This window comes from Aliamphritea spongicola (assembly GCF_017051665.1).
In the GTDB taxonomy this organism is placed as follows: Bacteria; Pseudomonadota; Gammaproteobacteria; order Pseudomonadales; family Balneatricaceae; genus Amphritea; species Amphritea spongicola.
This window is the reverse complement of record NZ_JAFIDL010000002.1, coordinates 165,306-190,495: the sequence shown is the minus strand read 5'-3', so window position 1 is coordinate 190,495 and position 25,190 is coordinate 165,306. Positions and strand designations below refer to the sequence as shown.

Sequence of the window (25,190 nt, the reverse complement as noted above, 5' to 3'; positions counted from 1 at the left end):
AAGACGATGAAAGCACGTTTGTACTGGATGATTTTTGCAGTCATATTTTGCCTGGCAACCGCCATGGGCCTGCAAAGCTATATCCAGCTGAAAGCCAACATCATGCAGGAAGTCCCGCAGCGGCAAAATGCTGTTGCCCATACCGTAGCCATGGTGGTGGAATCCTTTATTCTGCGGCAGGCAGCCACCATTGAAAATCTCGCAGACCGGGATGAAATACTGCTGTCTACGAAGACTTTCAACCATACCCCCGGCATTAATCTGCTAAAGAAATATAACGCTGAATTCGACAAGCTCAGTTACATTTCCCGTCAGGGAAGGCTGCTGTACAGCGTTGAAAACAGCATTGCCAGCCAGACAAGTACGGACCTCAGCAATACACCGTTCTACCGGTATATGCGTCAGTACCCCAATGAAGTTGTAATTGATGTGCTGCCTGCTGAGCAGCAAATTGCCCGCAATGTTATCCGGATGGGTATCCATAAAGTTAATTATTTCGATAAGCCTCTGCACACTATCTGCGCCGAAATAAACCCGCTGGCGCTGGACAAACTGCTCAACCTGATTGATACCGGCCCGGACACCGCGGTTCTGGTCGTCAATGAGCAGGGATTCGTGCTATCAAAGAAACTCAACAGTCTGCAGGCTGTACCGGACAAAACCGACACAGAAAAGCTGATGACAATGGTCAAAAATCCGGCAGGCGCCTTTGAAAACAGGCTGATCCGTTTACGTAACACAGAGCATCTGGTTAACGGCTATTCTCTGGAAACACTCAACTGGCGTGTCATTCTGATCACCCCAACGCAAGCCATTTACGCCCCGCTTAAACAATTACTGACGAACAGCGTTCTGACTGTCCTGCTGGTGCTGCTGATAGGCATGTTGCTGGCGCTGATCATCAGCAGAAATATCTTTAAGCCCATTGCCATGCTCACCCACCTGGCAGACAATGCCGCTGACAATCTGAATCTGGAAGAACGGTTACGCTGGCACAAACATGATGAACTGGGCTCTCTGGCCGGCACATTTAATAAAATGCTCGACCGGCTTCAACATGCGTTTGCAACGGTCAGTAATCATCAGAGTCATCTGGTTGCCGCTCAGGAGCTGGCAAAAGTAGGCTACTTCCAGAAGCTGAAACATTCCGAAAATATACAATTATCGTTTGAGCTGACCCGCATCCTGCAGACAAACCCCGAAACGCTCTGTAGCCTGCTTGAATGCATCCATCATGAAGACCGCTGCGCCCTGAAATCAGCCATACAGGAAACCATTGCCTCCAAACAGCCCCATTTCGGTAAATGCCGGGCAATTTCACCGGATAAAAAAATCATCCACATTCAGTACAACCTGAAGGCCTTTGAAGAAAATCACGAACTGTGCATGATGGGCACTTTTCACGACATTACCGAGCTGCAGGAATCCCAGCAGCAACTGAAGTTTCTCGCCTATAACGACCTGCTGACCGGGCTGCCAAACCGGACCTATTTTAATGAAAAGCTGAACCAGGCCATCAGTCTGGCCAACCGGGAAGAATATCAGGTTGCTTTGCTGTTTCTCGATCTGGATAACTTTAAAGATATCAACGACTCTTTCGGCCATATCGCCGGCGATGCGGTGCTCAAGGAAACAGCCTGCCGGATTCACACCTGCCTGCGTGCCGAAGACAGCATATCCCGGATGGGTGGTGATGAATTCATCATCATTATGGAAGCGGTTCATTCCACCGCATCCATATCCTATGTTGCCGATAAAATCCTGCAGGTCCTGAAAAAGCCTTTCTGTATTGCCGATAATCATATCTCTATCAGCGCCAGTATCGGCATTAGCATTTACCCGGATAACGGCCTGACTCAAAATGACTTGCTGACCAACGCGGATACCGCCCTCTACCGGGCAAAAAACAAAGGCAGAAACAATTACCAGTTCTATAAAGAAAGCCTGACCGAACAGCTACGTGAAGAGTTACTGCTCACCAATGAGCTGCGGGCAGCCCTGGACGCAGATCAGGGCATTTTTATCCACTTCCAGCCGCAGGTGCGCGGCACAGACGCCAGTTTGCAGGGCTTCGAAGTACTGGTGCGCTGGGAACACCCGGAAAAGGGGCTGATACCGCCGGATAAATTTATTCCCATCGCAGAGCGCAGTGACCTGATCAGCAAAATTGGCCTGAAGGTCATCGAAGAATCCTGCCGGCAGTTACAGCACTGGCAGGCAGAAGGGCTCAGCGACAACATCCGTCTGGCCATCAATGTATCCGGTATCCAGCTGCTGCAGCCGGACTTTAAGCGCCAGCTACGCAACATTCTGCAAGCGTACCGGGTCAGCCCGCGATCCATCGAACTTGAGTTAACCGAATCCTGCCTGATTGATCCTTCCAGTGGTATTCTCGAACGCCTTCAGGAGCTGAAAGCCGCCGGTTTCACCCTGGCCATTGATGATTTCGGTACCGGTTACTCATCCCTGAGTTATCTGAAACGGTTCCCAATTGATAAACTCAAAATCGACCGTTCCTTCGTGGACGGATTACCCTACGACCCTGAAGATCAGTCGATCACACAGGCCATCATCGCGCTTTCTCACAGTATGCATATGACCGTCATCGCGGAAGGAGTGGAAACCACTGAGCAGCATATCTACCTGAACAGCCTGGGCTGCGAAGAATATCAGGGATATTACTTCTCTCGGCCGGTCAGTGCAGAACAGGCCAGCCAGATCATCCGGGAACCCTACAAATTGCTGCCACCGGCTGAAAACGACATATCCCGGGACGCTATCTGACCTCCACAAACACAGCCGTATCAGCTATGGTCAGCAGATATTGTCAGCGGAGGGCCTGAAACATGCAGATCGACCTTCACAGCGACGGCCTCAGCATTCAGTTTGAAGCTGAGCAAGCCCGTCATTACCTGAACTACTACTGGCTGCGGGACAACTGTCCTGAATCTTTTGATCCGCAAACCCGGGAACGGGTATTCGACATCAGCGAACTGCCACAGGCACCGAAGGCACGGAGCGCCGTGTTCAGTACCACGGACGAACCTCAACTGGTGATTCACTGGCAGCACGAAGATCACATCAGCCACTATGATCTGGCCTGGCTGCAAGCCCGCTGCACAGCCGGCAAACGCCCGGACCCGGCGGCGATTCCGCGCAAACTCTGGTACGGCGATCACTATCAACACTTTCAACGCTTTCATTTCCATGCACTGAAGGACGCTCCGGCAGAACAGCTGCGCTGGGCAAAATCCCTGCTGGAAGAAGGCGTTGCCATCATTGATCAGATGCCCGACAGCGATGCCGGCCTGACCACACTGGCCAACCTGCTTGGCTGTATACGGCCATCCGTCGCCGGCGACTACTTTGAAGTTAAGGTACACGCCGTGCCAGTCAACCTTTCATACACCGCCGCCGCACTGGAAATGCATACCGATACCCCCGCCGAAGAAATGGCCCCCGGCATACAGTTCCTGCACTGCAGGGTAAATACGGCAACCGGCGGTGAAAGCCTGTTTCTCGACGGCGTCGCTGCAGCCACCACCTTCAGAGAACAATACCCGGAAGATTTCCGCCTGCTGAGCGAGAAGCGCATTCCTTTTTATTACGACCACGAAGATTTCGACTGGCGCGCCTATCAGCGGGTTATCGAACTGGATGACCACGGCGAAATCTCCGGCGTCACCGTCTCCCAGCATATGGCCGACGCCTTTGATCTGCCCCAGGAAGAGCTCGACGATTACTATCCAGCCTTCGTACGCTTCCTTAAACTTCTTAAAGATCCCCGTTTTCTCGCTACATTTCGCCTCAACGCAGGGGAGTGCATCGTCTTTGATAATCACCGCATCGTGCATGGCAGAGCCAGCTATGATCCGAGCAGTGGTGACCGGCACCTGCGCGGCTGCTACATCGACCGGGGCGAGTTACGCAGCCGCTACCGAACCCTGCTCAGGCAATCAGAGAGCCGTTAAACCGACCAGTTGGCAGGGTCGAACCCTTCAACTGCAAAGGTAAAATTAAGGGGGAATCACCTCTGTACGCAGGTGCTTAATGGCCTGGTACTCAGGTGAGTTCCAGCATGCCTGCAATGCTACCATAGACGGTAAGCGGAACAGGGTAAAACGGGCATCTGTTTTCCATTCACCCTCAAAGTGATCCATGAACTAATCACTGCTGCCGGCAATAAGAATTTCAACGCCATACTGCTCAAACGCCGGGTAAGCAACTTCACCAAAGGGAGTTAAATCACCATCCCCCGCATGCTTAAAAGAACTGGTAACAGGATAAGCAGGAATCCTCATTTTTATACTCGCGGTTACTAAGTGTTTGCAGTGTCTGATCTATTGCAGCCGTCCAACTGGCACGGGTAACTTCGCGGTACGCAACCTCCCCGACAAAACCACTGCTCATCACCAGATCTGGCTGCAGCTTTCTTAATTTGCTCAAGCTTTCAGCCATATCTTTTACCGAGCCGCCGGCGTTCTGCATCACAAAGGTCTGCCATTGTCCGTGGGACTGAAAGAAGGTATCGCCGGTAAACAGATAAACCTGCCCGTAGGGTGAGTGATACAGAAAAGTAATACTGCCGTCCGTATGACCCGGTGTATGGATAATCTGAATATCCTCAAACTTGCTGTCCTGAGCCCCGAAGACAAGATCCGCCGAACAGTCACGGCCTATATAAGTCGCCTCCGGTGCACTGCACCCCAGCTCAGAACCGAAGCGCTGTTTGATCCGCTGCAGGGAAGGGTCGGACTCATCCCGGTGGGTCAGCAACTGATACCGAATCCCACCCAGCGCTTCAATCTGTGCCAGATCCCCCTCACCGGCAGTGTTATAGAACAACACATTGCCGCCGGGCCTGATGAGCAAATAGGCATGGCTGTTGAGTATTCCCGAGCTGTATTTATCGGACTGCCAGAGATCTTCAGTAATTTGTTGCATGCTTGCCTCCGCGGAAAACTGCTTAAATCAGGTCGATTGCTAATCAGCGGCGGGCATTCTAAAATCTCAACATTACTTGAGGTCAATACCTGTGAAAGCAAAAACTGTCCCGAAAAAAGAGCTCTCCGTGGGAGAAGTTTCTTCCCGCAGCGGGCTGCCCGTATCCACCATCCATTTTTATGAAGCAAAAGGGCTGATCAGCTCCCAGCGCAACAACGGTAACCACCGGCGATATCTGCGGGGCGTGCTGCGTAAACTGGCGGTGATAAAAGTGGCCCAGAAGGCTGGGATTCCCCTGAGTGAAATCAAAGCGGCGATGAGCCAGCTCAGTAATGACAAAACCATCACCGCCGATGACTGGACCCGGCTGGCAGAATCCTGGCAGGCGCAGTTAGATGAACGGATTAACCAGCTGTCACGGCTGCGGGATACCCTGGGCTACTGCATCGGCTGTGGGTGTTTATCAGTGAATGACTGTGAACTGATTAACCCGGAAGACAAACTGAAAGAAAAAGGCCCGGGAGCGTACTATCTGGACCCGGACGTACCGCTGGGTGCCGACGACGCTCACTGATCAGCAAGCGTCTGAACAAGAGCCGCGACCTGAGCCAGCAACGGCATCTGCTGGCGGTCAGCCCGGTAGGCAAACAGCACCCGTACCGGCTTCTCAATTTCCGCCAGTAACGCTACTTCACCGTTTGCCGCGGCCGGTTCTGCCGTCGCAGCATGTAACAACCCCACACCCACGCCGCCAGCCACCAGCTTTCGGGTGACCTGTTCACGGTCGATGCTGATGATCCGCGCCGGACGAATACCGTGCTGTTCAAAAAGCGCTTCAGCCGCCCGGCCACAACAGGTACCGGATGCAGGGCAGACAATCCATGGAAGCTGCTCCAGTGCCGCCCAGTCGGTCTGTTCGGCTACCGGAACAAGCCCCGGCGGCGCAGCCAGATAAATACCAAAACGGGCTACTTCAATGGCAGTAAATGCGCTATCCGGTTCTGATGTTGAATTATAGAAACCTGCATCCAGCTCCCCGGCACGGATCTTTTCAACAACCTCCTCCGAATGACCGTGGGTCAGGGTTACTTCAACGTCCGGATATTGTTCCGCCAGCCGGGTCAGTAGCTGGCCCAGTAAATCACTGCAGCCGTCGCCACCCATACCCAGACGCAACCGGCCGGATACCTGCCCCCGCAGCCTGCCGGCTTCTTCCAGTACTGCCCGGTGAGCCGCCAGCGCCTGCTCAGCCTTGCGCTGTAACTGCTGGCCGTCAGAGGTCAGTTGCATACCTTTCGCTGTACGGGTAAAGAGCGTCAGCCCCAGCAGTGCTTCCATTGCTTTAATATGCGCGCTGACCGCCGGCTGGCTCAGGCATAAACACTCCGCCGCGCGGGTAATACTGCCTTCAGCAGCGACCGTTACGAAGGTTTTCAGCTGATGAATATCCACTCTCACACTCCCTGAATACTGCCGGTGACATACCACCACAGCAAGCTGAGGGGCGTTAACACCAGCAGTGTAATCACAAACAGCAACACACATAACAGACTGATTCTGCCTAAAGGTAGCTTACCCAACTGCATCGCCGCCACTAAGGGCGGTGCCTGATAGGGTAAAAACACGTTTGAAAATGCCAAGACCTGGGTCATTAACACCGCCCCCAGTGAAATACCGGTCAACCGGGCCATCTCCGCCGCCAGCGGGGTCATAACCGCAGGTACTCCCGGCAGGTTTGTCAACATGGCCACCAGGGTTGAAATACCCGTCAGCGCCATCAGATTGCCCGGTACATTATCTGGTGAAAAGGACACATAACCGCTCAGCGTTTCAACCACTGCAGCCCCCAGTCCCACGTGGGAGATTACCGCCCCGAGCCCGATCATTGCCGCAATAAATACCAGCGGAGCAATCTTTACCGCCTCATGAATACAGTCTCTGGCGGTCAGCCCGGCGTACGGCCACAGGCACACCAGCGCGGCAGCCAGCCCGATCCAGCCAGGAGATACCTGATGCAAACTGTCGGTTATCCACAGAATAAGGCACAGGCTGATCAGCAGCATCAGCCGCCGCTCAGAGCGGCTGGCAGGCCCCATCGCCTGTATTGGCACAACATCCGGGGCACGGTCTGGAAACAACCGCCGGATCAGCAACACCAATAACACCGCTTTACCGGCCCCCAGTACCGGAAAGTGCATCACTAAATACTCCCAGTACGTCAGCTGTACGCCGTACAGAGTCTCCGCCATGCCCGCCAGCATCATGTTCGGCAGGTTTGACGGCAAAATGGTAAACGCCGGCAGCCAGGTGCCAAACGCTGCAGCAGCAACCATTCCGGTTCTGCCATTACTGCCGGCGGCATAACCCATACTGTCAGCCAGTGCGACCACCAGCGGCACAAACAGGGCGATTCTCCCCATTGAAGAGGGCATGATAAACGCCAGTGCCAGCCCAAAGGCAACAATGCCTGCAAGTGTGCCTGTGTAAGAGCGGCCGGTCACACGGGACAGCAGCGCGCCAGCCCGGTTGCCCAGCCCCGTATAACGGATGGCTGCCCCCAATATCACACCGCTGAACAACAGCCAGAACCCGGACGAATAAAAACCGGAAAATGTCACCTGCGCCGGTGCCAGCTGTAAGACACTGCCCACCAGAAAAAACACCAGCGCCGGCCAGTACTCCGGCAGGGCAGCGGTAGCCCACAGGCCAATACAGAAAATACTCAGCCCGGCGACGATGGCCATGTTCACCGGCAACATGCCCGACAGGCCCCATACCACACTCAGGGCAAGTGTGACTGTCAGGGCGATTTGCCAGGGCTTTTGAAACAGCCATGCGAATGGCCGGAATAACGCAGTTTCTGGTGGAGAGACGGACTGGTTCATCGGCTGAAATTACCTGTTACGTGGACTTTTAAACACAACCAATGTGCCACTGAAACAGGTAACAAAGCTATTCGTTTATCCGAAGCGCAGCCCTCAGAAATACTGAGGGCTCAACAGAACAGCAAGAGACTTACAAGGTGAACTTCCCGATCAGCCGCTCCAGCACTTTTGCCTGGGCATGCAGCTCCAGACACAGCGCGGATGACTGCTGCATTGTTTCTTTCGTATCTTCAGCAGTATCTGAAATCACCACGACTGTTCGGTTAATTTCCTCTGTGGCCAGTGACTGCTCCTGAGTCGCCACCGCAATCTGACTGTTCATCTGCGTCAGGCTGACAATCTCTTCGCTGATATTCAGCAGGGTATGCCCGGTTTCCGATAAACGCTGTGCGGTCTGGCGGGTGCTCTCGCTGCCGGATTCAATTGCACTGACCGCCCCGGCAGCTTTCGTTTTCAGGCTAACCACCATGGTATTAATCTGTTCTGTGGATTCGGAGGTGCGCTGTGCCAGTGTACGCACTTCATCGGCCACCACCGCAAAGCCGCGTCCCTGTTCACCGGCTCTGGCCGCCTCAATCGCTGCATTCAGTGCCAGCAGGTTCGTCTGTTCAGAAATACCCTTTATCACTTCCAGCACCGCGGTAATGGATTCGATTTCCTCCGCCAGCTGGTTAACGGACATAACCGAATTATCGATGGAGTGCTCCAGCTCATTCATCTGACCAATGGTGCCATTCACATAGTCATTACCCTGCAACAGGGCAGACTGGCTGTTCTGAGCCACGTCAGATGCCTGACCGGCATTATCCGCGATCCCCTTTACCGTCTGCTCCATTTCGGTCACCGCCGCAGCAACCGTCTGGGTACTGAATGACTGCTGTTCAGACAAATCAGAAGCGCTGCCAGCCTGAGCCGTCACCTGTCCGGCAATGGTTTTCACCTGATCGGCGGTCTCCGATACCTGCACAAACATTTCATGCAACTGCTGTAAAAACAGGTTGAATTCCGCAGCCAGCTGACCAATTTCATTATGCTCTCTGATGGGAAGCCGGGCGGTTAAATCGCCGTTATTGGCGGTCAGATCCTGTACCGCCGCAGTGATCTTCTCCACAGGCTTAAATATCTGATTCACCAGCAGACGGGCACACAGCAGCCCCAGCACTGCAATCAGAGCGCCGGCGAGCACACTCTGGGAAACCGCGCCGTTAACCGCAGCGAACAACTCATCTTTCGGCGTCTCCGCCACCAGATGCCAGTCCAGTGACTGCAGAGGGGTACTGGCGGTCATGAAGGTTCTGCCAGCCCGGGTGATTTCATTCACCGCGCCATTGCGAATTGTATCCAGTGCCACCGTGGTACCGATCATGCCCGGATCCGGATGCAGCTTAATGACACCCTCAGCATCCGTCAGATACACAAATCCGGACGCGCCTACTTTATACGCTTCAATCAGCGAGACCATTGAGTCCAGCGAGCGGCCAACACCACCGATGGCGACTCGCCGACCATCCACAGTGATCGCATAATTAATAAACACCGCAGCTTTGTTAAGCGTTTTTTCTACATCCAGCGCCAGCTCAAAGGGGGCGTCAGAACGCAGAAAATTGTAAAACCACTGATCGCTGTCCGGGCTTATCTGCCGGCTTAATCCACCGTCTGAATAATAATTCCGGGTCGTATCAGACACGATAAATGCCGATAACGCCTGATTATTGTCTTTAACGTTGCGCAGATATGCGTCTATTTGCTGTCCGGTGCCGGCCTCCTCACCGTTCTGAATCCATGTTTGCACAAAGGTATTTTCAGCCAGCGCCTTTGATGCCAGCAGTGGACCGGAGAGCTCCAGTTCAATGGCATTACGCACTGCCTGGAGGGCCGTTGGCAAATCTTCTGCCACCAGCTTATCCGTCGCGTGCTGTTTGATGTTAGTGGAAAAAATGAAAGTGGAAATTGCCAGCGGGAACACAATGGCAAGGATCAAACCGAGGTATAACTTCTTTTTTAACTGCATAAATTACCCGTCTGTTTACTGCAACCAACGGGTATAAATAACAAAAACACCACAGTTAATACAAAAATACAGTTTTCTGTATACAAAAAATCAGCTGTCTGTTTGCATCCCGGTCTTAACAACCTGCTCTGATCCTCCTGGCTCTGCCAGCAGGCCAACTACTGTGTCAGACCTGTTTCCGCCACCTTTTAGCGGAATCTAACAGCCATCAGGCCGCTAAATTGTCTGTTCCGGGCTCATCTGAGAACAAAACTTTCCTGAATCCGACATTACATATTGAAGATTGTTGGACAATCTACAATCTAGTGATAATCTCCGCCACCCTACGCTGTAACCGGTCTACCGGTGACGGCAGTAGCTAAAGAAATCCCAACTGATGATAAAAACAAAGAGGAGTCCACAATGGGGATTCGCACAGACTGGCCGACGTTTACCGCCACACTGGTGGTGTTAATCGGTATCTGTACACCGTTACTGGTGATGCAGGAACAGGCCAACGATTTTATTAATGCTGCCTTCGGGGTGATGACCTCACATTTCGGCATTCTCTACCTATGGGGTGGTATCGGAGCAGTATTGCTGCTTCTGTGGCTGTCATTCAGCCGTTTCGGACAGGTGAAACTGGGCAGCCCGGACGATACACCGGAATTCACAGCATTCAGCTGGGCAGGCATGCTGTTCTGCGCCGGTATCGGCTCCGGCATTCTGTACTGGGGTGTTATTGAGTGGGCTTACTACCTGCAGTCTCCGCCAATGGGCATCGAAGCCAATTCAGACACCGCCGCTGAATGGGCCGCCACCTACGGCATGTTCCACTGGGGCATCACCGCCTGGGCATTCTATGGTGTACCGGCCATCCCACTGGCGTACCTGTACCATGTCCGCAAGCAGCCGGAACTGAAACTCAGTGCTGCCTGTGAAGGAGTACTGGGTAAACATGCTCACGGTCCGCTGGGTAAAATTATTGATATCCTGTTCATGTTTGGCTTGCTGGGTGGCGTCGGTACCAGCCTGGGGCTGGGTACTCCTATGGTTGCCGCCGGTATCAGTGAAGTATTCGGTATCGAAAACTCCTTTGGCCTGAGCATTTTCGTGATGGTTCTGTGCACCGCGATCTTCGGTATCAGTGCCTATTCTGGCCTGAAGAAAGGCATCAAGGTACTGAGTGACATCAACGTCTGGCTGGCAATTGCACTGCTGGTTTTTATCGTAGTGGCCGGTCCGACACTGTTTATTCTTAAAACCACCACTAACAGCCTGGGTCTGATGTTCCAGAACTTTATTCAGATGAATTTCTGGACCGACCCAGTCACCAATTCCGGTTTCCCGGAAGGCTGGACCATTTTCTACTGGGCCTGGTGGATTGCTTACGGGCCGTTCATGGGACTGTTTGTTGCCAAGATTTCCCGTGGACGCACAATCCGTCAGGTAATCAACGGAATGCTGATCTTTGGCAGCCTGGGCTGCTGGGCCTACTTCGGCGCACTGGGTAACTATGCCATGCACCTGGAACTGAACGATATTCTCTCGGTGACCAGCCTGCTGAATGAGCAGGATGCACCGACAGCAATCATCGCGGTCATCAATTCGCTGCCATTATCCTCCATCGTGCTGCCGCTGTTCTGTGTACTGGCGCTGATTTTTCTGGCCACCCAGTTCGACTCAGCCGCCTACACAATGGCGGCTGTTGCCACGGTTGAGCTGAAGGAAGACGAGCATCCGGCCCGCTGGCAGCGCCTGTTCTGGGCATTTGCGCTGGCAACCCTGCCGCTGAGTCTGATGTTTGTCGGCGGCCTGAAAGCCCTGCAAACAGCAGCCATTACCCTGGCACTGCCACAGCTGTTTATCACAGTCATCATGGCGGTATCCCTGTTGCGCTGGTTACACAACGACGAGCGCAACGGTGTCCATGTTTACGGCACACCTGAGAACAGCGTCACGGCGCTGCAGGATTACGAAACGGCAAACGCTGGCCGTTAATCCTCTCACCGGGCTCTCCTCACGGCAGAGCCCGTTTTCCAACCCTGTATGTTTTCTGGCTCTAGCAATGAATAACCTTGTAATTACCCACGCTGAAGCCTTCGTCACCGGTCCGGATGTACCACGCTGCCGGCTCGCGGAGGATATGGGTGAGGTCTATGAAACCCTCACGCTGCTGCGTTTAACCACCGCCTGTGGCCTGGAAGGTTTTGCCGGCATTACCACCTATTCAGAACACTGTTTCGATGAATCCCTCGGGGCGGCGCTGAAGCCTCTGTTAGCTGGACTGCCAGGCAAAAATGTCCGGGATATCAGTGCCATCTGGCAGTACATGATGAGCCGCTATAACCCGATGACACCCAAGCCCCAGTCAGCCATCGACATTGCCCTCTGGGATTTACAGGCCAAAAGCCAGAACCTGCCGTTATATCAGTTACTTGGCGGCAGCCCTGCAAATGACAGCATTCCTTCGTATGCCAGCACGCCGTTACTGGATACCCCGGCGGAGTACGTGGATTTTGTCCGGGATCTGCAGACTCAGGGCTTCGATACAGTGAAGTTTCATCTCTGGTGTGAGCCTGAAAAGGATATGCAATTGCTGAAAACCATTGAGGAAGTATTCGGCAATCAACTGGCTTTCATGATTGATCTGGAAGAGCGCTACAGCCTGGAAGATGCGCTGATCATCAGCCGGCAACTGGAAAAAATGAACTGTATCTGGCTGGAAGCCCCACTGCCGGATACCGACCTGAAAGGCTATGCAGAACTGCGCGCCCGCACCTCAGTGACAGTGATTCCCGCCGGCAACACGCTGTTAACCCCTGAAATGCTGTCACTGGCCATCGACAACCACAGCTGGGATTCGCTGCGGGCAGATGTTACCTACGCCGGAGGCTTTACCGGTACCCGCCGGCTGGCAGAGCTGGCGGCACAGCATGATATGTCCATTGAGCTACAGTCCTGGGGCTATACCGCCACTCAGGCAGCCAATCTGCACCTGATGTTAGCCATCAGCAATACCGGTTATTTTGAACAACCGGTGCCTTACAGCAGCCATGAAGCCTTTTGCAGTACCCCCATCCGCACACAAAGCGGCCGGGTTAAAGCACCGCAAGGGCCGGGGCTGGGTATAAAGATCAACTGGCAACAGGTGGCGGAACAGGCTTTCTGGCACTTTGAGACCGGGAGCCGCTGATGCATATTACCGACATCGAAGTCATTGAATTACAGGTGCCGGATAACCGGGCACTGGATCTGGACCCCACCAACAACAACTGCCTGATCCGGATTCACACCAGTGCAGGAATCTGCGGCATTGCTGAAGTGGACAGCCTGCCGTCGGTCATCCGCGCGGTAATTGATGCCCGGCCACGGATCAGTACCCTGATGGGGCTAAAGTCGATCCTGCTGGGGGAAGACCCCACCGATATCGCCGGCCTATGGGAAAAAATGTACCACCACACCAGCTATTACGGCCGGCGCGGTGTAGTCATGCACGCCATCAGCGGCATTGATATCGCCCTTTGGGATTTACTGGGCAAGCTGGAAAATAAACCGGTATCTGAGTTGCTGGGCCAGCCGGTCCACCAGCGGCTACCGGCCTATACCACGGTCTATCCGCTGGGCCGCACCCGGGACGAACTGCAACGGGCACTGGATGTTGCCCTGCGTTATCCGGTTAAAGCACTGAAACTGGCAATTGATCCGTTCTGGCGGGATGAGCCGGTCCTGGCTGAAGAACTGTTATTCACCGCGCGGGAAGCAGTCGGGCATGACATTGAGTTGATGCTGGACGCCACCGCCAGTTACAGCAATTACCAACAGATCGAATCTCTGTTGCCGGCGCTGCATGCCTGTCAGATCCGCTGGCTGGAAGCCCCGTTCCCACTGGATAATCCAAAACTGTTCCGGGAACTGCAGCAGTGTGGCATCCCCATCGGCGCCGGTGATACCGGTCTGACAGCGCCGGCAGAATGGCAGGCCTATTTCACTGAAGGGCAAATCGACATTGCTCAGCCGGATATCAGCTGGGTAGGGGGCTTTACCGCCTTACAGAAAATCGCAGATATGGCTGATCAGGCCGGTAGCCGGCTAGTGCCTCACGGCTGGAATACGGATCTGACACTGGCGGCGAACCTGCAGTTTCTGGCCACCCGCAGCGCCCCGGAATATGTTGAGTTTTCAACGTCGGCATCGCCACTGCGCTGGCATCTGGCAACCAACGGCCCACAGATCGATGAACAGGGAATGATTACAGTGCCTCAGTCAGCCGGGCTGGGAATTGAACTGGATGAAGCCACTGTCGACCGGTACCGGATCAGTTAGCCGGATCTTGCTGGAGCTGTTCAAAGCCGGTGATGTTTTTCACCGCTTCAGCTTCAGCGATTTCACCCTGTCCCAGACAGATTGCTTTCACCAGTGCCTCATGGCTGCTGCCAACAGCGGCCGGGTCAAAGCTCTGGTTGGAGGCGGATATATAACTGAGAAACTGGTTTTCAATTAGCTGGTACTGCTGTGCCAGACGCCGGTGACCGGACAGGTCGATAATGGTCTTGTGCAAATCCAGATCGGCCCGGGTAATGGCACTCAGATCCGTGCCTTCACAGCACTTCAGCAAATGGGCATAAGCAGTCTGTAAACGGTCACCGCCCTGCGGGGTGATTTTTTCAGCGGCCAGTCGTGCTGCCATACCTTCAAGAGTCGCCCTGAGGGTATACAGCTCCCAGATATCCTGATCATCCAGCTCCGATACAGACCAGCCCGCATAGGGTACCTGGGTAATCAGGCTTTCGGTGCCAAGCTGATGCAGGGCAATCCGGATGGTTCCTCTGGATAACCCGTATTCTTTAGCCAGTGTGGTCTCTACAAGACGGGTTCCCGGAGTCAGCTCACCATTAATAATATCTTCCCGGATTAACTCCGCGGCCTGTTCTTCCAGACTGCGTTTATTAATTAATGCCGACTTATTCATTTATCGTCAAACCCGTTCCTGTTACCGATTGCCAGACAATCTTACCCGAATCATGCCGCTATTCGTAGGCACCTGTTGTCATGGCACACTGCCGTTTCCCGCAGCGATTCACTTCGGCTCCTCAATCAGCAGCATACTTTCTTCGGCAAAACCAAAACCGGCTTCGGTAAAGAAATTAAACACTTTATCAATGCCTGCATCTTGCAGTTGCTGGTGTTCATCCTGATAACGGGCAATCGCAGCCACCTTGCCTTCAAAATGACAGTGCTTAAGCTGCAGCACAATGTTACGACTGTCTTCAATAGACGGCAGCGCCAGCAACACCAGCTTCACCCGGGACAGATTCAGCTGCTCCCAGAAGTCCGCATCCTCACCGTCACCGGGGCAGACGTTCATGCCTTCTTTACGCATCCGGCTTATACGGGTCCGGTCGGCATCAATCCCCCATACCCGGTCACCGGCCATACTGTGCAGTGCGTGATAGGCACCGGAACCCACCCGGCCCAGACCAATCACCAGAATCTCTGCTTCTTCCGGCTGAACCATCACATCAACTTTTAACCGCTCCGGCGTTTCATAGCGCTTGATCAGATCTTTCTTATGGCTATAAATCTCGTGGGCACGTTTATAGATGGTGCTGGTGAAGATGAAGGAAATAGACACCGCCAGGGAAATAATCACCAGCCACTGCTCTGTAATCCAGCCGGTATCCACCGCCAGCGCCGCAACAATCAGCCCGAACTCACTGACATTACTCAGGGTCAGGGCGCTCAGATACGCAGTACGCCCGCGCAACTTCAAACGGGTAAACAGTGCGAAGAACAGGAAGAACTTCAGCGGCAACAACACTGCCAGCAACAGGGCTGTAAAGAACATCGGCCAGTCAGGCAGGGCAGTGAACCCGATCGATAAAAAGAAGCCGATCAGGAACAGGTCTTTGAAGTTCAATAGGTTTTTCGAGAGTTCGGTGGCTTTTGGGCTGCCACTGAGCAGGGCACCGACAATCAGCGCCCCCAAATCACCTTTAATGCCCACCAGCTCGAACAGTTCATAGCCACCCAGCGCCATAAAGAAACCGGCCAGAGGCAGCAATTCACCGTGACCGGACTTACTGAGCACCAGATCGAACAGCGGCCGCAGAAAGACCAGTGCAATCAACCCGAACGCCCAGATGGTGGGTTCTTTGCCGGTAGCAACTGCCATAAACAGCACCGCCACCAGATCCTGCATGACCAGCACACCGATGGCCAGTTTGCCGTGCCGGGTTTTCATTTCGCCGCTTTCTTCCAGCAGCTTAACCACACACACTGTACTGCTGAAGCTCAGCAGGAAAGCCAGCAACGCGGCACTTTGCCAGGTAAGGTCTGAAAAGAACGGCAGGGCGACCGCCCCAAGGCCAAGGGCGATCCCAAAAAACAGCACCATCCAGATACCCATATGGGATAATGCACCCGCCCAGACTTCCGCTTTCAGCAGGCTGCGGATATCCAGTTTCAGGCCGATGGTAAACAGCATCAGGGTGATCCCCAGATCCGCCAGGGTATGCAAGGTGTCATCAGGGGTCACACCGGCAAAATGCAGTACGAAGCCGGCCAGCAGGTAGCCAATCAGAGGGGGCAGAGATATTAACTTCATGCCCAGGCCACAAACAAACGCGAATAAAATCCAAATAAAATCCATGCTGTCCCGCTGTTTTCTCAGTTAGTGGTGATCAATGTTACGTGCTTCAGATGACAGTTTGCCGGCTATTTCCACCCGGTCAGATAGCTTCCAGCGGCAGCTGCGTGGAATTCTTTACCTCGGTCATGGCAATGTTGCTCTGTGCTTCCTGAATATGGGGCAGCTGCAACAGCCGGCTGCGTAAAAACTGCTCGTAGGATGAAATATCCCGGGACACGACCCGCAGGGTGTAATCCATACCGCCGGATATCGTCCAACACTCCAGCACTTCCGGGAAGCTGACGATGGCTTCTTCAAACTCATTCAGCATGTTCCAGCCATGGGCAGACAGCTTAATATTGACGAATACTACCAGACTGAGCCCCAGCTTCTGCCGGTCCAGCAGCGCCACGCGGTGCTTAATATAGCCATCTTCCTGCAACCGGTTAATCCGCCGCCAGCAAGGTGACTGAGACAGATTTACCTTCTCCGCCAACTCAGATGCTGAAAGATTAGCGTCCTGCTGCAGCAATTTCAGAATCTGCCGGTCTGTACTATCCAAACTTATTGCCATTGGAATAATCTTTATCTGTTATTTAACAATATAAAGAATATTTTATGCACAGGAGGGTCATTTAGCGACAGGTATACACCATAGCAAGTCACTAAACTGAGCAATGAAGAGAAGAAAGCAGGGAAAAGCATGGAAAGGAAGAGAAAAGCAGGCAGCGGCGCTGCCTGCTGAAGGAAAGGTTTATGACTGTAGCGCGAAGAACTGATCCAGCAGCACAAAAAACGCGTCTATTTCAGACGCCGTATTGTAATGCATACAACCAACCCGGATTACACCACCATCCGTCAGGCCCAATTGCTCATACAGCCCCTGAGCATAGAAATTCCCATCCCAGATACACACATGGTTCGCACCGAAAAACTCCGATACCGCACGGGGTTCAGTATGATGAATCCGGAACGCAAAGGTCGGCGTTCTCAGATCACTGGCGGCTTCATCCCGGATGCCAAAAATCCGTACCTGCGGATACGCCGACAGCCGGCTGAGAAACTTCTCACTGAGCATCTGTTCGTGCTGCACGATCTTGCGGTAGCTTTCTACCAGCTGCTCACGGCGGCTTAAGCGCTTACTACCTGCCAGTGATGCCAGATAATCCACCGCGGCAATAAACCCCGCCAGTGCTTCATAGTTCTGGGTGCCGGTTTCCCAGCGGTTCGGATTAATGTCTTTCGCCGGCGCCACCTTATACGGCTGAAGCTGCTCCAGTACCTTTTGTTTGGCAAACAACACCCCCAGATGGGGGCCGAAATACTTATAGGCCGACGTCACCAGAAAATCACAGTCCAGCGCCTGTACATCGATCAGCTGATGGGGTGCATAGTGCACCGCATCGATATACACCAGCGCGTCACTGCCTGCTTTCACAGCACGAATCACCCGCTGCATATCGACGATGGAACCGGTGGTGTTGGACGCATAGGTGCAGGCCACCAGACGGGTTTTACTGCTGATCAGGCCCTCAAGATGCCCGTAGTCCAGCGTGCAGTCCGCCTCATTCACCTGAACCTGATGCACCACGACCCCTTTTTCTTCCGCCGCCAGTACCCAGGGCGATACGTTTGAATAGTGATCCAGCGCCGTCACAATGATCTCGTCACCCGGCTGCCAGTCCCGGGCAACAGCCCGGCTGAAGCTGAACGTCAGGGAGGTGGCATTAGCACCGAAAATAATCTCTTCGGCACTGCCGGCATTATAGAAATCAGCCCCGGCCTGACGGGCTTCCGCCATCAGTTCGGTGGTTTTATGGCTGGAAAAATAGGCACCGCCAAGGTTAGCGTTATAACGGCCCAGATAGGCGGTCATGGCATCCAGCACCTGCTGGCTGACCTGCGCACCACCGGGGCCGTCAAAGAACATCGGCGTCTGGCCGTTTACCTCCTGCAGCAAAGCAGGAAACTGTGTGCGCAGCTGTTCAACATCTAATTGCGTCATTGGCGTTTCCTCAGGCTGTCAGAACGAAAACGTCCATATAGGCGTCTTCATCACTGGTTGCTTCCAGCCCGGTAGCGCTGTGCCAGAAACGCTGGTCATTCAGCACCACAAACTCACCCTTATCGAAGGTATGGCTGATAAAGGGCGCGCTGTCTTTCGCGGTATGCACCTGAATTTCCCCGCCTTTAATGTTACTGCGCTCGATGACCACCACCGCCAGACTCTGAAATCCGTCCTGGTGCACACCTTCAGGAGCGGTTTCTGTCAGGGCATCGTTTTTAGCAATAATGCGCATCTGGTGTACTTCGACTGATTGCTCATCACTGACTCCGGCTTTCTCTTTGAAGCTGCACAACATGCTTTTAAATGCTGCGGATTCGACAACATCATCCTCGATCTCCGGATAAATACGCTCAACACTGCCCTGAAACGTATTAATATCACTGCTCTGTACGAAAGCTTTGGCCGGTAAACGGGTAAGTTCTCCCTGCTGAATACTGAAATGGGAGAAACGTCTCAGACGATAGGCACCGTCCAGATAGGTACTGGGTGGCAACGCTTTAAATGACGGTGCCAGACACTGCACGCTGTGTTCTGCCAGTTGACCAAGCTCCAGCAAAAATTCTTCTGATTGAATCATACCCTGTACCTCTGCTAATCACGGAAGTGCTGATCTGCGGACGGTCTGACAACCGCTCTGATCAGCTAACTGAACGCAACAGTTTAGCGGGGAAGGCGGGCATACATTTCGCTATATATGCAGTACATCCAGGTAAATGAAGATAAATTATTCAGCTTAAGTACTTATATCGAATAATTTATGCGCCAAGGTAGTTGAAGGGGTTTAGCACTTCAGTTAACAACGGCAAAACCGTTCGCCTACCGTTCAGTGAAGGCACACGTGTAAAGGCCCGGAACAGAGGAGAGCGAAGAGAGTAAAACGGGGAAAGAAAAGCGGGAAGAGGAGATACATACAGCCCCTCAGATTCCACACCGGCCAGACATAAAGCCAATTGCAGAGGGAAACAAACCTGTGGCTTTTCAGGCAGATTCTGTAAACACCGTCACAGGTATCCGGATCAGCCATCGGATCATTCAGGTCTGTGCGTACAGCTCGGCAATATAGGCTTCACGTATTGCCTGAATCCGTCCTTCTGTTTCCATTTCCAGCAGAACTTTCGCCAGTCGCGGCACCAGGCCGGCATTCTTTTTATGCAGGTAATGATAGAGCGGATAAACCTGCAGCACACTTTGATAAAGCGAGGTTTTATGACGCTTGGCGAAATCCAGCGTCAGAGGGATGCTTGTTAAACGGGCAATGACAATCACAGTACAGCGTTGCTTACCCAGCATACTGAACAGCTGACTGTTAGAGTTCACCACCGTCACCTGACGGTTGCCAACCCCTTTCTCAGCAAACTTTACCCCGTTGCGAATGCAGACCTCGGGGTAAGACAGATCGTCCCAGCCCTGCATGGATAAGTCGCTCTGGGTGGTTATCCCGACACCTTCCATGATTCCTACCGGCACAGGCACCATCATCAGATTAGGATACTTGAGATGCACATCTTTTATACGGTACAGCTCACCGTCCACAGCTCCGGAATTGGCATCATGAATGGCCCGCTGAGCAGGTCTGCCGCTGACCCGGATATCAATGCCTAAACGCCCGTAAGCCTCTTTCAGCACCCGCTCAGCGATCACGGCATAAGACGACTTTTCAATCGTCGTAAACTCCATCACGTTTTGAGCGAACAGGGCGCCCGGAAATAAAAAGATAAAAAAAGCCGCGTACTTTATTATTCTCATCTTATGTACAGCCTCTGACTACGATACGTCATAACTCGCTGAGTTATATCCCGACTATCCCGACAATAGTAAAACTTATCTTTTCATACACGCTGAGCCGACATTCAGCTCCGAACAGCATCTCCCTTATAGGCGGCGTCAAAGAACGCCCTCTCCAGACGCATCGCTGTTTCAAAGCATACGGTGGCCTGCTGTTGCTGATCAGCATTCAGATCCGGCCAGACCTTATCCAGCTGACCCCTTAAATATTCAACCACACCGCTGAAGCCAGGTCCTGAATGCAGATCAATCCATTCTGCAAACCAGAAGGGCAGATCCGCAGCATAACCGGTATAACGCTCCGCCCAGGTAAGATAAGTCCATTCTGCTGCCACCAGCACAGCCATCATCTGCTCGTACCGGCCGGAATGACGGGCGCTGTCCATTAACTGCAAAAAGGCGAGTGTCTCAGGTGCTGGCGGTGCAGTCTGTTCTTCAGGGGTCATGTCCAGCGCAACGAACGACCGCTGGAAATAGGTATTTTCAGGCCCGGTCACCAGCGCCAGAAACTGCGCGGCGGGTATGCTGTCTTCCAGACGGGGTGCGTGAGCAATGGCAGAAGCCAGCAAGCGCACAAAGGACTCAATAAACTGATAATCCTGTGCCAGATACCATTTCATCTTATGCACAGGTAATGTCCCCTGAGCCAGCTCCCGGCAAAAAGGGTGGTCTGTTGCGGCCTGCCAGTCATCCAGGCAACCTGCACACAGCTGTTCAGTCGGTCTCATATACAACTCCCTTAATACAGACACACCGGATTATCCGGACGGGTACTTTTCAGCAAACAACAACTGTAACAAAAAACCCAATTTGGGTGACAGCCAAAAATACCCCGGAGTAATCTTATTGTGTCGGCCGATAGCCAGAATTCTGAAAGCAGTTCTGAAAACAGTTCTGAAAATAAAAAACAACCAAACGGCTGCTTTTTTAACAACTTACGCTGAAAAACTGCCGGACGCTTATTTAGCGTGAAACGGTGAAACCAGGAAACATGGGGCATTTCATCCTAAGTAAGACTTCAGCACTAAGGAAAATCTCATACGTTAAGATGAAACGATTTTCCCCGTTTGCCGGAAGATCTCATCCGTGCTCAGTACCGGGTACATAGATAATACTGATTACTTCCCGACTTCTTTGCCTGGTACATTGCTGCATCAGCCGCTTTTAACAATTGCTCACCACTGGCTTTGTGGTTCGGATAAACACATACCCCAATGCTTGCAGATATCTCGATATCCCTGTGTCTCTGAAGCTCATAGGGTCTTTTAAGACAAATTAAAATACGGTTCACTATTTCTTCTAATTGGGAAAGATCGGTCAGGTCGGAGAGAACTAAAGCAAACTCATCACCACCTAAACGCGCAACAGTATCTCCTTCACGGAGGGCGGCCTGAATCCGTTTCGCTACTTCTATGAGCAGAAGATCACCTACTTTATGGCCGTAGGTATCATTAACTGGCTTGAATTTATCTAAGTCTAAAAAACAGACACCAACGAGTTGTTTATTTCTATCAGCCTGTCGAAGTGACTGACCCAAACGGTCATTCAGGAGTACACGATTAGGCAAGCCTGTTAACGTATCGTAATACGCCATCTTTTCCACTTCTTCAAAATGCTTCAACTGTGCTGTTATATCGGTAAAAGCACCCACGTAGTTAATTGTCTTTCCTTGTTTATCCGTCACTGCGTTTATCGAAGTTCTTGAGGCAAACAAGCCTCCATCTTTGCGCCTGTTCCAGATATTTCCTTTCCAGCATTGCTGCTGCAAAAGACTGCTCCACATATCTTTAAAAAAGACATCATCATGATGACCTGAAGTTAAGAAGGAAGGTGTCTTACCAATTACTTCATCCTCCTGATATCCGGATAGCTGACAAAAAGCTTTATTTACCTGAACAATCTTTCCTTCGGCATCAGTAATCATCAGGCCTTCATTGACGTTCTCAAAAACACTCGCTGCTATTTGCAGTTGTTTCTGAGTTTCCTGTATATGTGTGACGTCGCGACTGATACCAAAAAGGCCTGTTACGTTGTTATTGTCGTCCAGCACTGGCCATTTGTTAGTACTTACCCAGCACTTTTTGCCTGACTCATCGTAATAAGGATCAACTTTGTTAAGAAGAGCTTTTCCTTGCTCAAAAACCGGACGCTCTTCTTCGTAATAGATGGCTGCAGTATCGGCAGGGAACACTTCCAGATCATGTTTCCCTTTCATCTCTTGCCAATTCTTATGGCCGGTGATGTTAGCCAGAGTTTGACTGCAAAATCTAAACCGGCTGTCGATATCTTTGAAGTAAATAAAATCCGACGTGTTATCGAGTAGAGTTATGAAATCTCTGTTCAATTCTGACAGTTTTTCCTCGGCAGCTCTTCGATCTGTCACATCATGTATAACTGAGTACAGATATTGCTTTTCATTAGCAATCAGAGGGCCGGAGTGAACCTCCACATCACGAAGCTCCCCACTGGCCAGCTTATGAACAAAGAAGAAATGGTTACGCTTTTGTTCCGCAGCACGATTCATTTCTGCCAGAGTAGCTTCCTCTGACAACTGATTGAGATCGGTTACCCGCAGGTGCCGAATCTGATCGTATGTGTATCCGTAATAGCTGATAGCTGCTGTATTTGCATCAACAATGCTACCGTCTTCAGGGCTGATAATCAGCATTGGAATTTTGGCCGCTTCAAACAGCAAATGCGACTGGATCTCAGTTTTGCTATTTGGAAGGTCTGCAGAAGGCATTTTGCGTTTCCCAGGACTGCTATTACTGTCTAAGTTACCAGGGCTATATAAGCTCATGAAGCCGGTTCTCTGGCCTATACCTTTACAAAGTCACAACTTCATTTTAACGATAAATGAAACCTGCTGATTCTCAATAGCCAAGAGACTTATGATTGATTTATCTTCAGATTTTCTTAGCAGATATGCAAAAAACGATATCAAAATGCAGATTACAAAGTTTAAAAATCAATTCTGAGTCGTTAAACAGAAGGCTGAATCGCTTGCAACTATTCACATTTAACGTAGAACAATAAAGGTCAGGGACTCGAGGCCTTTTTATGTCTGTCTGCCGAACGATGCAACCGAAGCAAAACGGGTTTGTGAGGTTTTAAGGCAAATACCAGGCATGACTGCGAACTCATTACCCACTAAGGTCGATAAAATAACTACAGCCATTCGTAAAACCTACCCATGCTAAGCAAATGAATGTTAAATTGAAAAACGGAAAATCTACATCTGAAGAATCCAGATAGGTGAGTAGAAAAAAGAGCAGCTGTCATTTCATCCATAGCAGTCATTACTCATTAGCCATAAATGCTCTATGTTCAGTTTTCGGAGAGAGTCATGAAAAAAAGATCCAGGCCTGCAGGAAAGGAGTACATCGCTCCATGGGAACAGGCGTTCAATAAAGTTCTGAGTCCTGTAGAAGAATTTATCCACCGGCAAACAACCAGTGGCGTGTTGTTAATGTTATGCGCTGTGGTGGCATTATTTATAGCCAACGGACAATTTTCAGAGGCTTATTATCAATTTTTTAAACAGTACCTCACTGTTGGGCTGGACAACTTTAATATCTCGAAATCGCTGCACCACTGGATCAATGATGGCTTAATGGCTGTTTTCTTTCTGGTCGTTGGTCTGGAGCTAAAGCGGGAATTACTTGTTGGCGAGCTTGCTAATTTAAAACAGGCATTATTACCAATCATCGCAGCAATTGGCGGTATGGTTGTTCCTGCTTTGATCTACTATTCGATTAACCCTACTGGCCACACAGCTGGCGGCTGGGGAATACCAATGGCAACGGATATAGCCTTCGCGTTAGGCGCGCTGGCACTGCTTGGTAAACGTGTTCCGCAAACTCTCCTGATGTTTTTAATTGCTGTTGCGATTGTCGATGATCTAGGAGCAGTAATAGTCATCGCGCTCTTCTATACAGAAACAATCAACGTGTCAGCACTGGGTTTAGCAGCACTGTTTATACTATTGCTTACTGCTTTGAATCTGGGAGGCGTACGTCGCTTAAGTCCATATTTGATTGTTGGTGCTTTCCTATGGATTGCCATGCTTAAAAGTGGTGTACATGCCACGCTTGCCGGGGTTATTTTAGCGTTCACCATTCCGATGAAACCTAAGTATGATCCAAAGCGGTTTGTATCCTTAATTGGCGACAGTGTCGACAAGATAAGACAGGCTTATCGACAGGATGAGAACATCATTACCAATGATAGCTTACGCTCTAAAGTGTGTGCTTTAAGTAATGGTGCATTCCTGGTGCAGGCACCGGCACAGATTTTAGAAAGCAAACTGCATTTACCCTCTGCTTACATCATCATTCCAATTTTTGCTTTAGCAAATGCAGGGGTGGCGATTGATCTGTCAGGTCTGGGAAGTGTTGTGACACACCCCGTCACTATCGGCATCGGATTAGGGCTGGTCTTTGGTAAATTAATTGGTATTGCAGGCCTTACCTGGGTAGCAATAAAGACCGGTCTGTGTAATCTGCCGAAAGATCTGACTATGAGCCATATTATCGGCGTTGCTCTGATGGGAGGCATCGGCTTTACAATGTCGATCTTCATTGCAGAGCTGGGTTTTGCAAATCATCCGGAAGATCTCCTGATGGCGAAGAGAGGCATTCTGTTTGCCTCATTCACTGCAGGTATTTCAGGATTTATCTGGCTATATATGACGTCTAAAACGCCAAAGAACGAACCGGCAGCCTCCGACAGCACAGAAGAAAAACTTGTCTGATTGCTAATCAGGTGTAGGAGGAAAGCTTACCTACAAGCAGTATTAAGCTTTCCTCTATCCCGTTGAGATAAGCGGCACACTCTACTCAGGTAATATTGCCTGAATATTTCATTGCGACGTTTTACAGATGCTCT

General features: G+C 51.6%; 20 protein-coding genes. 7 read left to right on the top strand and 13 right to left on the bottom strand.

Annotation, left to right across the window (positions count from 1 at the left end):
• The first annotated feature begins 6 nt into the window (after positions 1 to 6).
• Together JYB63_RS07470 and JYB63_RS07465 are read left to right on the top strand one after the other, a co-directional pair.
• Complete coding sequence (locus JYB63_RS07470) at positions 7 to 2,784, top strand: bifunctional diguanylate cyclase/phosphodiesterase (RefSeq protein ID WP_205657231.1); 2,778 nt, start codon at positions 7 to 9, stop codon at positions 2,782 to 2,784.
• A gap of 62 nt (positions 2,785 to 2,846) precedes the next feature.
• Positions 2,847 to 3,971 (top strand): TauD/TfdA family dioxygenase, encoded by a 1,125-nt coding sequence (locus tag JYB63_RS07465; RefSeq protein WP_205657230.1) that lies wholly within the window; start codon positions 2,847 to 2,849, stop codon positions 3,969 to 3,971.
• Between the two features lie 45 nt (positions 3,972 to 4,016).
• On the opposite strand, the gene JYB63_RS07460 is transcribed toward JYB63_RS07465, so the two are convergent.
• Entirely contained in the window at positions 4,017 to 4,160 is a 144-nt protein-coding gene (locus JYB63_RS07460; RefSeq protein ID WP_205657229.1) for a DUF1330 domain-containing protein, read from the bottom strand.
• A gap of 103 nt (positions 4,161 to 4,263) precedes the next feature.
• The gene (locus JYB63_RS07455) at positions 4,264 to 4,944 is read right to left on the bottom strand and encodes an MBL fold metallo-hydrolase (protein ID WP_205657228.1); all 681 of its coding nucleotides are present in this window, start codon (positions 4,942 to 4,944) and stop codon (positions 4,264 to 4,266) included.
• A 91-nt stretch (positions 4,945 to 5,035) separates the two neighbouring features.
• Between JYB63_RS07455 and soxR the strand changes: the two genes are divergently transcribed.
• Entirely contained in the window at positions 5,036 to 5,518 is a 483-nt protein-coding gene (gene soxR / locus JYB63_RS07450) for a redox-sensitive transcriptional activator SoxR (protein ID WP_205657227.1), read from the top strand.
• Here the strand turns inward: soxR and JYB63_RS07445 are convergent.
• The 3 genes from JYB63_RS07445 to JYB63_RS07435 all read right to left on the bottom strand — a co-directional run bounded on the left by JYB63_RS07445 (position 5,512) and on the right by JYB63_RS07435 (position 9,840).
• Positions 5,512 to 6,396 carry a LysR substrate-binding domain-containing protein gene (locus JYB63_RS07445; RefSeq protein WP_205657225.1) on the bottom strand — a complete coding sequence of 295 codons (885 nt, stop codon included), beginning with the start codon at positions 6,394 to 6,396 and terminating at the stop codon, positions 5,512 to 5,514. The two genes, soxR and JYB63_RS07445, sit on opposite strands and share 7 nt — an antisense overlap.
• 2 nt (positions 6,397 to 6,398) lie before the next feature.
• Positions 6,399 to 7,829, bottom strand: coding sequence for an SLC13 family permease (locus tag JYB63_RS07440; RefSeq protein ID WP_205657223.1), 1,431 nt, complete (start codon positions 7,827 to 7,829; stop codon positions 6,399 to 6,401).
• A 130-nt stretch (positions 7,830 to 7,959) separates the two neighbouring features.
• A complete protein-coding gene (locus tag JYB63_RS07435; RefSeq protein WP_205657222.1) occupies positions 7,960 to 9,840 on the bottom strand; it encodes a methyl-accepting chemotaxis protein in 1,881 nt (626 codons plus the stop codon).
• A 402-nt stretch (positions 9,841 to 10,242) separates the two neighbouring features.
• Here JYB63_RS07435 and JYB63_RS07430 point away from each other — a divergent pair, with 402 nt between their 5' ends.
• From JYB63_RS07430 to JYB63_RS07420, 3 genes are all read left to right on the top strand, one after another.
• A complete protein-coding gene (locus JYB63_RS07430; protein WP_243431874.1) occupies positions 10,243 to 11,820 on the top strand; it encodes a BCCT family transporter in 1,578 nt (525 codons plus the stop codon).
• Between the two features lie 67 nt (positions 11,821 to 11,887).
• Complete coding sequence (locus tag JYB63_RS07425) at positions 11,888 to 13,015, top strand: mandelate racemase/muconate lactonizing enzyme family protein (RefSeq protein WP_205657220.1); 1,128 nt, start codon at positions 11,888 to 11,890, stop codon at positions 13,013 to 13,015.
• Positions 13,015 to 14,145, top strand: a complete 1,131-nt coding sequence (locus JYB63_RS07420; protein ID WP_205657219.1) for a mandelate racemase/muconate lactonizing enzyme family protein — start codon at positions 13,015 to 13,017, stop codon at positions 14,143 to 14,145. The genes JYB63_RS07425 and JYB63_RS07420 overlap by 1 nt, the downstream gene beginning before the upstream one ends.
• Here JYB63_RS07420 and JYB63_RS07415 read toward each other — a convergent pair.
• From JYB63_RS07415 to JYB63_RS07380, 8 genes are all read right to left on the bottom strand, one after another.
• Entirely contained in the window at positions 14,138 to 14,791 is a 654-nt protein-coding gene (locus JYB63_RS07415) for a GntR family transcriptional regulator (protein WP_205657217.1), read from the bottom strand. The genes JYB63_RS07420 and JYB63_RS07415 overlap by 8 nt on opposite strands.
• Before the next feature lie 108 nt (positions 14,792 to 14,899).
• Positions 14,900 to 16,471 (bottom strand): cation:proton antiporter domain-containing protein, encoded by a 1,572-nt coding sequence (locus JYB63_RS07410; protein WP_205657215.1) that lies wholly within the window; start codon positions 16,469 to 16,471, stop codon positions 14,900 to 14,902.
• Between the two features lie 79 nt (positions 16,472 to 16,550).
• Positions 16,551 to 17,012 carry an Lrp/AsnC family transcriptional regulator gene (locus tag JYB63_RS07405; RefSeq protein ID WP_431193907.1) on the bottom strand — a complete coding sequence of 154 codons (462 nt, stop codon included), beginning with the start codon at positions 17,010 to 17,012 and terminating at the stop codon, positions 16,551 to 16,553.
• A 192-nt stretch (positions 17,013 to 17,204) separates the two neighbouring features.
• Positions 17,205 to 18,455, bottom strand: a complete 1,251-nt coding sequence (locus tag JYB63_RS07400; RefSeq protein WP_205657213.1) for a cysteine desulfurase-like protein — start codon at positions 18,453 to 18,455, stop codon at positions 17,205 to 17,207.
• A 10-nt stretch (positions 18,456 to 18,465) separates the two neighbouring features.
• Positions 18,466 to 19,095 (bottom strand): 2OG-Fe dioxygenase family protein, encoded by a 630-nt coding sequence (locus JYB63_RS07395; RefSeq protein WP_205657211.1) that lies wholly within the window; start codon positions 19,093 to 19,095, stop codon positions 18,466 to 18,468.
• A 455-nt stretch (positions 19,096 to 19,550) separates the two neighbouring features.
• Entirely contained in the window at positions 19,551 to 20,264 is a 714-nt protein-coding gene (locus JYB63_RS07390) for a transporter substrate-binding domain-containing protein (RefSeq protein WP_205657210.1), read from the bottom strand.
• Between the two features lie 104 nt (positions 20,265 to 20,368).
• Complete coding sequence (locus JYB63_RS07385) at positions 20,369 to 21,031, bottom strand: TenA family protein (RefSeq protein WP_205657209.1); 663 nt, start codon at positions 21,029 to 21,031, stop codon at positions 20,369 to 20,371.
• A 362-nt stretch (positions 21,032 to 21,393) separates the two neighbouring features.
• Positions 21,394 to 23,046 (bottom strand): sensor domain-containing protein, encoded by a 1,653-nt coding sequence (locus tag JYB63_RS07380; RefSeq protein WP_205657207.1) that lies wholly within the window; start codon positions 23,044 to 23,046, stop codon positions 21,394 to 21,396.
• 603 nt (positions 23,047 to 23,649) lie between these two features.
• On the opposite strand from JYB63_RS07380, the gene nhaA reads away from it, so the two are divergent.
• On the top strand, positions 23,650 to 25,056 hold the full coding sequence (gene nhaA / locus JYB63_RS07375; RefSeq protein ID WP_205657204.1) for a Na+/H+ antiporter NhaA: 1,407 nt from the start codon (positions 23,650 to 23,652) through the stop codon (positions 25,054 to 25,056).
• Positions 25,057 to 25,190: the final 134 nt, after the last annotated feature.

Excerpts from the sequence above, each read along its gene's own strand:
- JYB63_RS07470 (WP_205657231.1), top strand. The coding sequence starts at position 7 with ATGAAAGCACGTTTGTACTGGATGATTTTTGCAGTCATATTTTGCCTG.
- JYB63_RS07465 (WP_205657230.1), top strand. The coding sequence starts at position 2,847 with ATGCAGATCGACCTTCACAGCGACGGCCTCAGCATTCAGTTTGAAGCT.
- JYB63_RS07460 (WP_205657229.1), bottom strand. The coding sequence starts at position 4,160 with ATGGATCACTTTGAGGGTGAATGGAAAACAGATGCCCGTTTTACCCTG.
- JYB63_RS07455 (WP_205657228.1), bottom strand. The coding sequence starts at position 4,944 with ATGCAACAAATTACTGAAGATCTCTGGCAGTCCGATAAATACAGCTCG.
- JYB63_RS07440 (WP_205657223.1), bottom strand. The coding sequence starts at position 7,829 with ATGAACCAGTCCGTCTCTCCACCAGAAACTGCGTTATTCCGGCCATTC.
- JYB63_RS07435 (WP_205657222.1), bottom strand. The coding sequence starts at position 9,840 with ATGCAGTTAAAAAAGAAGTTATACCTCGGTTTGATCCTTGCCATTGTG.
- JYB63_RS07430 (WP_243431874.1), top strand. The coding sequence starts at position 10,243 with ATGGGGATTCGCACAGACTGGCCGACGTTTACCGCCACACTGGTGGTG.
- JYB63_RS07425 (WP_205657220.1), top strand. The coding sequence starts at position 11,888 with ATGAATAACCTTGTAATTACCCACGCTGAAGCCTTCGTCACCGGTCCG.
- JYB63_RS07420 (WP_205657219.1), top strand. The coding sequence starts at position 13,015 with ATGCATATTACCGACATCGAAGTCATTGAATTACAGGTGCCGGATAAC.
- JYB63_RS07415 (WP_205657217.1), bottom strand. The coding sequence starts at position 14,791 with ATGAATAAGTCGGCATTAATTAATAAACGCAGTCTGGAAGAACAGGCC.
- JYB63_RS07410 (WP_205657215.1), bottom strand. The coding sequence starts at position 16,471 with ATGGATTTTATTTGGATTTTATTCGCGTTTGTTTGTGGCCTGGGCATG.
- JYB63_RS07400 (WP_205657213.1), bottom strand. The coding sequence starts at position 18,455 with ATGACGCAATTAGATGTTGAACAGCTGCGCACACAGTTTCCTGCTTTG.
- JYB63_RS07395 (WP_205657211.1), bottom strand. The coding sequence starts at position 19,095 with ATGATTCAATCAGAAGAATTTTTGCTGGAGCTTGGTCAACTGGCAGAA.
- JYB63_RS07390 (WP_205657210.1), bottom strand. The coding sequence starts at position 20,264 with ATGAGAATAATAAAGTACGCGGCTTTTTTTATCTTTTTATTTCCGGGC.
- JYB63_RS07385 (WP_205657209.1), bottom strand. The coding sequence starts at position 21,031 with ATGAGACCGACTGAACAGCTGTGTGCAGGTTGCCTGGATGACTGGCAG.
- JYB63_RS07380 (WP_205657207.1), bottom strand. The coding sequence starts at position 23,046 with ATGCCTTCTGCAGACCTTCCAAATAGCAAAACTGAGATCCAGTCGCAT.
- nhaA (WP_205657204.1), top strand. The coding sequence starts at position 23,650 with ATGAAAAAAAGATCCAGGCCTGCAGGAAAGGAGTACATCGCTCCATGG.